The organism is Microcoleus sp. CAWBG27 (assembly GCF_020883145.1).
Classification (GTDB): Bacteria; Cyanobacteriota; Cyanobacteriia; order Cyanobacteriales; family Microcoleaceae; genus Microcoleus.
Map to the genome: position 1 here is coordinate 144,584 of NZ_JAHREU010000009.1, position 8,276 is coordinate 152,859.

Sequence of the window (8,276 nt, forward strand, 5' to 3'; positions counted from 1 at the left end):
TCCAATTACAAGAGGTACGTTGTTGGGCTTCAGCCCTCTTTCGACGTATATACAAAGAGGGCTAAAGCCCAACAACATACCCAATTATCAATTATTAATTGTATACTCCATGTGATCTGCTGTTTGTTCAGCTTGTGCTGCACCCAAAAGCTTGCCGACAACGTGCAAAGACATATCAATTCCCGCAGCAATTCCCCCGGATGTAATGATTTTGCCGTTATCGACAAATCGCTGATTTTCGATAATAGTTGTATTGGGAGCTAACTCTCTCAACAAATCAAATGCCCCATGGTGTGTAGTTGCGGCCAAACCTTCCAACAAGCCAGCTTTTGCCAACAGCAGCGAACCCGTACATACCGACAGCACTAATTCTGCTGTTTGCGAACAATCTTTTATCCAGTTAATCACGGCTGAATTATCGATTAACTTTCTCGTGCCTAGTCCTCCCGGTACAATTAAAATATCGGGGGGCGGACAATCGGAAAAAGTACAATGGGGATTGACGCTCAAACCGTTGCGCGCGCTTACTGCACCGGGATGTTCGGCTACGGTAGAGACGGCAAAAGGTTGTGAATCCTTATTTAATTCTGATGTCACCGAAAACACTTCAAATGGCCCGGCAAAGTCCAGTACCTCGACATCATCGAACATGAAAATAGCTACGTTCCTAGTTGGCATAAGACACACTTCTGATAGAGGTCAAAAATAGCGGCTATTTGTTATATAGCAATCCTAAATCATTTGTGAATTTCTTACTCCCTCCCCTTAATAAGGGGAGGGCTGGGGTGGGGTAAAAAACTTTACGACTCATTTAGGACTGCTATAATATAAATGGTATGATTTAAATCATTAAAGCTATGCCGAAAAATATTCGCCATCGCGACGCCATAAAAATCGGTTTTTTGTGTCTTGTTTGCGCGTTAGCAATTACTATTTCGCCAATTTTTACCCCTGCTCAATTGACCAGTCAATTAGAGTTTCGGATTACTCAATTAGAAAGTCAAATTGCTGAACTCCGCGGACAAATCAACAGTTTGCAGTCTCAAGGTTCTGGAGTTAATCGGCCTCAGTCTCCGAACCGCCCTGGTTCGGGCAGGACAAATTCTAGAATGCTTTCGGGTGATCCGATGTTTGACAATTTAGCAACTTTGGCAATTGAAACTAAGCAAGATGTTCTCAAAATTCAAGAGCGGTTGTCTAAGCTAGAAGCGGCGAGAAATCGTTAGGGAAGTCATTGGTCATTGGTCATTAGTCAGTAGGGGCGGTGCCCCCGTGCCCGCCCTCTTAGCAGTCATTAGTCATTAGTCATCAGGAAGAAGGAAGAAGGAAAAATGAAATAGTAAGAATGAAGAGGGAAATAGTAAGAAGGAAGAGGGAAATAGTAAGAAGGAAAAGGTAAGTAGTAAGAAAGAAAAACTCTCCCCCTCTCCCTCTCTCCCACTCTCCCTCTTTCCCTCTCTCCCTCTCTTCGACTTTGAGGTTCCCAAAAGCAGGGTATGCTCAAAGTCAACTTGCAGAACTATTCAATGATATGGAAATAGTAGGCTGCCATCAGAAAATTGATACCTAACAGCAACAGAAACCAGGCTGCGCGAAAGGTGTAAGGGAATTTGCCCGTTTTCATCACGGAGTCGGATTTTAATTGGTTCTTTGCTATGTCTGCCATAATTCAAGCTCCTAATTCACAAGTCACTGTATTCACAAATAGCAGAGAGCGTCGCACATGACACAATCTAAGAGTGTTATTTTTTGTAACTAGGACTTGATACCTAGTTGAATTCAGATTGATTTTAATCGATCGCTCCGGCGTGGTAGGAACTGCGGACTAGAGGCCCCGATCGCACTCGCTCAAACCCCATCTCGCGGGCGATCGACCCGAAACGGTCAAATTCGGCTGGCGTCCAGTATTTGCGAACTGGGAGGTGTTCTAGAGATGGTCTCATGTATTGACCGAGGGTGAGCCGATCGCACTTGGCATCCCGCAAGTCGGCCATCGCTTCGACAATCTCGGCCTCGGTTTCCCCGTGCCCCAACATCAAACCGGATTTGGTGGGAATAGTTGGGTCAAATTCCTTGACGATACGCAGAAGGTCGATCGAGCGATCGTACTTGGCCCCCCTCCGCACCGGCCCTTGCAACCGGCGCACCGTCTCAATATTGTGGTTGTAACAAGCCGGTTTTGCCTCCACCACCGTCCGAATCCGCTCCCGCTGCAAGCGATCCAAACTAGAATTATCCGCCTCAACATTCCTCCCCAGGCCTCCCCAAAAATCCGGCGTCAGTACCTCAACCTCAGTATCGGGGTTTACGTGGCGGATTTGGGCGATCGTCAACGCAAACCAACCCGCGCCTCCATCCGGTAAATCGTCCCTCGCCACCGAAGTCAGCACCGCATAGCGCAAACCCAACAATTGCACGGCCTGGGCCACCTTTTGCGGTTCCTCGGGATCGAGGGGCATCGGAGAATGACCTTTATCTACTTGACAAAAAGCACAAGCACGGGTGCAAGTCGGCCCCATCAACAAAAAAGTCGCCGTTTTTTGGGCGTAGCACTCGCCCCGGTTGGGACATCTGCCTTCCTCGCAAATCGTATGAATTTGCCGCTGTTTGATAATTTTCTGCACTGCGGAAAGTTCGCTAGCTTTGCCAATGGGCCGTCGCAGCCAATCCGGCATCGCCTCGATTTCGCTCCGCATTTGAGCGGCAGTTGCTTTGACAGTAGGAGTTTGAGGAGTTTGGGGCGACATAAAACCTGCATGGCGATCGAGTTAATATATGCGATCGTATCCGAAATCAAAGTCCCTCAACTTGTAGGAATCTGACCCCAAATCAGAATTCGGATCAATTGCAGCCAAACTAAACTCGTTCAGAATTCTAGGTAGAATTCTCTTAGGGATATACTGAAGGTTGCAAATCACAAGACCACACGGGAAGCGGCAAACTCAGAGGCTTCATTCAGTCCTGAGAGGAAAGCGACTCGGAGGACTTTAGTCCCCGTGGTCTGTACTCTATAGCGCATCACGCGCAAACCTCGGTCTTTCAAGCCGGGGATGAAACGCAGCAGCAGCCGTTTGAAGGCTGCCATTACTCTAGATTAGAATTGAATTGTGCTAAACAAGTAGGCGTATCAACTACGTGCTGAACCATTCCTAGAACGGTGAAATTCCAGGCAGTAAGACACCCTCAGCATTTTAGACTGGGAAAGACTTGCAGCACAGCCAAGCAACGCAGGATGGGGAACGTACCGAACTGGCTTCGTGTTGAAAAGTGCGAACGAAAGCATAAAGCAAAAAAGTAGACGTAATGCTCATGGCGATCGTGGCGAAAGTCAGTGAGGTTGAACGTGTAGCGGCGATTTGACAGCGCCTTTAAGAACAATCGCAAGGCTGTTTCTTAAGAATCTCCGTTCCACTATAGTCGGAGAGTGTCAAAATCTAGAGGCGAGTAAGTAAATCTGTCTGCGTGACGAACTATCCTAGTACGGAGAAATTCCGGCCACTTAGTAAACGCATTGAGGCGTTAAACAAAAAGAGCAAGTAACAGCAGGATGGAAAGCGTACCGAACTGGCCAAAGTGATAGACCGAGAAAGCATTTGAAAAGGATAACGCAAGCGCGATTGCAGCATCGAAAGATAGTTGTTTTGAGCCAAAGCGAGGCACCTTGACAATGCCTTTGAATATTGGTTTCCGATCTTCTCTGCAAAAAATCTCAGTGGCTCTCAATGGCCCTGAGATCCTCAACACTCATTACTGAAGGAGTCAGTCGTGGCTGGTCAAAAAATCTTGGTAATCGATGACAGTAAAGTCATCCGCGTTCGAGTTCGAGAGATGTTACCTCAAGGTAACTTTGAAGTTCTAGAAGCAAAAGACGGCGAAGAAGGACTCAAACTGATCCGTGAAGCCCGACCGAATCTAATTATGTTAGATTTCCTACTGCCCAAAGTCAGTGGTTGGGAAGTGTATCAAAAAGTGCAAGCCCATCCGGTGCTTTGCAAGATACCTTTGGTGATCATGTCGGGGCGCGAAGAAGAGGTGATGGAGAAAATTCCAAAACCCTTCGAGAAGCATTTCTTTGCATTCATCGCTAAACCTTTTGAGAAAAAGCAGCTAACCGAGGCGATCAAATCGGCGATGGTACTGGCTAAAAAGAAACCAGTACCAGAAGCCCCTGCCGCCGCCGCTGCTGCACCGAGTTCTGGAGCCGGTGCTGCCGAAATTCAGGCGATGACTAAGCAAATGGCGAAAATGCAAGCGGAAATTGATGCACTCAAAAAACAAATGACTCAGGTGATTACGATCATCAAGCAGATGAAATCGAAATAATTCTGCGGTCTTTTACAGGTACTCGTGCAGAAGGCACTCATGTAGAAGGAAACTTCCACACTGTGAAACTTTCTCACTTTATTTCAATGGGTCCCCTTGTGTCCGTAGTTTTTTGCTAAATTGGTCGATCGCGCGATAGCCAATCGCCTGCAACCGATTTCTCACAATCTCAGTGGGAAAATCAATTAAAAGTTAAAAATCAAACCAGGGAGGAAATCAATTATTAATCTTTATTAAGATTTTTTAATTGCCGCTCGTGCCACACTCAACTATCAACTCCTCAGTCTCATTTTTTTGGTTAATGACTAACGACTATTCCGATTTTTTGCCTCAACTGCGTGCCTCAACTGAGCAATTGTTGAAAAGATTAGACTGCTTCGATCGAGCGCAGGTATTAGCGATCGGAGATTTGACCTTGGACGAGTTTCTTACCGGACAAGTAGAGCGAATTTCCCGCGAAGCACCTGTGTTGATTTTGCGCTACGAGAATACTCGGCAATTACCCGGAGGTGGCGCAAATGCTGTCTACAATTTAGCCAAACTGGGAGGCAAAGTAAAAGTTGCTGGTTTGGTGGGAAAAGATGACCAGGGAAAGGCTTTGTGCGGTATTTTTGAGGCTGCGGGAATTGATACGGCTGGGATTTTAATCGATTCGCAGCGTCCAACCGTTACCAAAACTCGCATTTCCGGGCACGCGCGGCAGTCGGTGACTCAACAAATTGTCCGAGTCGATCGCAAATCTGACGAGTTGCCGGATTTAGACTTGCAGTTGCAATTAGCAGACTACATCCGGCAGCAAATCCCCACAGTCGATGCGGTGGTTTGTTCTGACTACGGCGACGGAGTTTTGACTCGTTTGGCGATCGAATCGGCAGTGATTCCCGGCAAAACAATTGTAGACGCTCAAACAAATTTGCAGCGATATTCTGGAGCGATGCTGTTTACTCCGAACTTACCGGAAGCCGAGCAAGCAGTCGGATATGCTATCAAAAATCCTGAAACTTTAATGCAAGCAGGACGCGATTTGTTGAACTTAACTCAAGCTCAAAAAATCCTGATTACTCGCGGCGAAGAAGGGATGAGTTTGTTTGAAAGGGTGAACGGCGAACCAATCAAAAATTCACCCCCTCCAACATCCACTTGCTTCAAGGGAGAATTTGCCATTCAAAGCTGGGATATTCCCCCTTTTAACAAGACTGATGTATTCGATGTAACTGGTGCTGGAGATACAGTCGTAGCAGCGATGACTTTAGCTTTGTGCGTCGGTGCATCGGGTTGGGAAGCGGCAGTTTTGGGAAATTTGGCCGCTAGCATTGTCGTGCGTCAATTCGGTACGGCGACGACGACAGCAGAGGAAATGAAAGAAGCTTTGAAACTAATGATTGATGACTAATTATTGGGAATTGGGAATTGGGAATTGGGAATTGGGAATTGGGAATTGGGAATTGGGAATTGGGAATTGGTGATTGATTATTAGTTATTCGTTAAGCTGTTCTGTATTTAAACTGCACAGCCAAAATTTGATAAAGTTCTTGTGGGGTGGGCCAGAAAGCCCGCACAAAAAATGCAATTTAGATGTCGAACAGCTTACCAATGCCCAATACTTCGGCTTAATTCGGCTTCGCTCAGCACAAGTGCCAATGCCTAATGCCTAATCCCTCCGCTTCGCTTCGCCCAATCCCTCCGCTACGCTCCGCCCAATGCCCGATGCCCGATGCCCAATGCCCAACGACTACTTACTCTTCTTCAAAATTTGTCCCTTGTCATCAATCGTCAAACCAGTATTGGGAAAATCGCTCTTTGTCAAACGGCGAATCAACCCCACAGTCGTAAAATCTTCATCCACAGACGGAATACCTTGCCTGTCAAGTTCGATGGGGATAATCTTACCAGAAACAAAATCTCCTTTTGGAGTCATTTTGACATCCAAAATCAGAGATTGACCCAATGCTCCGGCTGTGGACAAAGTGCGATAACCCATAAAATTGCCCAGGGAATACGCGATCAATTTCCCTTTGTACAGTTCCACAGCTCTGGTAACGTGCGGGCCGTGTCCCAAAATCAAATCTGCTCCCGCATCAATCATCGTCCGCGAAAACAACACCATATTTCCCCGGTTTTCTCCGTAAAAGAACTCAGTTCTATTGTTCACATTCTGAGCTCCGGTTCCTTCAGCTCCAGCATGAACTGAGATGACTACAATATCAGCCTTTTGCCTCGCTTTTTTGACAACTTCAGCCCCTGCTTTCAGTTCCAGCAAGGAATTGTGAACTTCGCCGTAGTTGCTGAAACCGATAAAGGCAACATTGACGCCCTTGACATTTTGATAAACAATTTGATCTCTTTTGCCAACAGCCTTCATGCCGTTGCTGTCGATGTTTTTGATCGTGTCCTTAAATCCCTGCTCGTTAAAATCGTAGGAGTGATTGTTGGCAATATTCAAAACATCAAAACCAACATCTTTGAAGATTTTGGCATAACTCGGAGGCGTCCTAAAGGCAAACAGCATTCCTCCACCGCCTCCTTTGGAACTGTAAGGATAATCGGTCATCGTGCTTTCAAAATTGCCAAACAGAATATCGGCTCCTTGTAGGTAGGATTTTACCGATTCAAATAAACGCTCCTTATTTTCCGGGAGTTTATTGTAGGGGAAATTGGTGCCGGGGATCATGTCGCCAACTGCTTTGATGCTGACAGTTGCGGGCAAATTTGCAGGTATTTTTGCTGCCTGGGGTGGTGATTGTGATGCGGGTTTGGCGGCGGATGCTGACGCTGGGATAGATTCCTTGCGGGATGGCTTTGCCGCGCCTACTTTTTGTACCGCAGGCTTTGAGGTGACATGGTTAATTGTAGCGGTACTTGAGGATTTATTGAATTGAGAACCGAGTACAAAGCCTGCTATCGGTACAAAAATTAGGCTGAGAGTACCGACTGACAGCCAAGATTTTTTAGTTTTACGACGGGCTAAATCTGGTAGCGGTGATGGCTGTTGTTGGCCTTGGTTTGTGGCTTTGGGAGTTGGGATTATGTCTGGCGGCAGTGATGGCTTTTGTTGGCGTTGGTTTGTGGGTTGGGGAGTTGGGATTGTATCTGGCGGCTGTGATGGCTTTTTTTGGCGTTGGTTTGTGGGTTTGGGAGTTGGGATTCTATAGGATTTGCGGGGGGATTTTTCTGGTATTTGAATGGGTGGGTTTGTGATATTTTGAGGTGTTTCTACCTTGGGCAAAATTACAGGAATTCGGGCGGTGGGTACACTGGCGACACCTACAGGAATTTGAACAGGGGCTACAGTTGCGGGTGCTGCTACACTGACTGGCGCGGCTGCGGTTGCGGGTACACTAGCCAAGCGTTGTTTTAATTCTACCGTCTGAGTCCAAGCGGGCAATTGCTCGCCTTCGCGCCGCCCGTACACTGTTACTCCGTAAATGTTATTTGGTTGCAGTCGCTGCAACCCTTTGATTGCGACTCGGAGACAGGCTTCTTCTGCGGGCAATTGTTCTGCTTCCAGCAGCAGGTGCAGGGTTTCATTTTCCAAGCTGCCTTTAGCCGTGACGCCGAAGGTTTGGAGTGCTTGGCCGATCAGAAATGCGATCGCCCTGGCATCGCCTTCTTTTGCTAAATTTAAGATATCTTGTTGGCTCACAAATGCCTCTACTCTCACACGAGAAATTTAGCTCTATCTTATATCAGATTTGCGAAACAGGATGAAATGCCGATCGACTTAACTTAAGTAACTAGATACAAATAAACATAGCTGGTAAAAGTATAGTCATTTATAGACATGAGAGGCTTCGAGTCCCTCCCCCTTCGCTTTTACTTTCAGCGGATTAACCCGCCTCGGCTGAACTACACAGCTCCCTATCCCATCGCTAAAAGCATTTGGGATTGCTTTTCTGAGGATGTTATAAGAACCATTAACATCGGAATTAATTAATTGACCGATTGATGTTCTG

At 46.7% G+C, this 8,276-nt stretch carries 7 protein-coding genes and 1 pseudogene; 3 read left to right on the forward strand and 5 right to left on the reverse strand.

What is annotated here, in order from left to right; translation table 11 throughout:
* Window positions 1-87 precede the first annotated feature (87 nt).
* Window positions 88-678 (reverse strand): DJ-1/PfpI family protein, encoded by a 591-nt coding sequence (locus tag QZ938_RS08075; protein ID WP_293157936.1) that lies wholly within the window; start codon window positions 676-678, stop codon window positions 88-90.
* Window positions 679-857: 179 nt separating this feature from the next.
* On the opposite strand from QZ938_RS08075, the gene QZ938_RS08080 reads away from it, so the two are divergent.
* The gene (locus tag QZ938_RS08080; RefSeq protein WP_293350172.1) at window positions 858-1,226 is read left to right on the forward strand and encodes a hypothetical protein; all 369 of its coding nucleotides are present in this window, start codon (window positions 858-860) and stop codon (window positions 1,224-1,226) included.
* Window positions 1,227-1,519: 293 nt separating this feature from the next.
* Here the strand turns inward: QZ938_RS08080 and QZ938_RS08085 are convergent, their stop codons facing one another.
* Together QZ938_RS08085 and lipA are read right to left on the reverse strand one after the other, a co-directional pair.
* Window positions 1,520-1,666, reverse strand: coding sequence for a photosystem I protein PsaX (locus QZ938_RS08085; protein ID WP_293157942.1), 147 nt, complete (start codon window positions 1,664-1,666; stop codon window positions 1,520-1,522).
* A 124-nt stretch (window positions 1,667-1,790) separates the two neighbouring features.
* Window positions 1,791-2,747: a lipoyl synthase gene (gene lipA / locus QZ938_RS08090; RefSeq protein WP_293350168.1), complete on the reverse strand. Its 957-nt coding sequence runs from the start codon at window positions 2,745-2,747 to the stop codon at window positions 1,791-1,793.
* A 1,018-nt stretch (window positions 2,748-3,765) separates the two neighbouring features.
* On the opposite strand from lipA, the gene QZ938_RS08095 reads away from it, so the two are divergent.
* Window positions 3,766-4,323: a response regulator gene (locus QZ938_RS08095; protein WP_293157948.1), complete on the forward strand. Its 558-nt coding sequence runs from the start codon at window positions 3,766-3,768 to the stop codon at window positions 4,321-4,323.
* Window positions 4,324-4,624: 301 nt separating this feature from the next.
* Window positions 4,625-5,716, forward strand: coding sequence for a bifunctional heptose 7-phosphate kinase/heptose 1-phosphate adenyltransferase (locus QZ938_RS08100; RefSeq protein ID WP_293350165.1), 1,092 nt, complete (start codon window positions 4,625-4,627; stop codon window positions 5,714-5,716).
* A 339-nt stretch (window positions 5,717-6,055) separates the two neighbouring features.
* Here QZ938_RS08100 and QZ938_RS08105 read toward each other — a convergent pair whose 3' ends face one another.
* Complete coding sequence (locus QZ938_RS08105) at window positions 6,056-7,966, reverse strand: CapA family protein (protein ID WP_293350162.1); 1,911 nt, start codon at window positions 7,964-7,966, stop codon at window positions 6,056-6,058.
* 126 nt (window positions 7,967-8,092) lie between these two features.
* Window positions 8,093-8,276, reverse strand: a pseudogene (locus QZ938_RS08110) (RNA-guided endonuclease TnpB family protein); the annotation flags it as partial.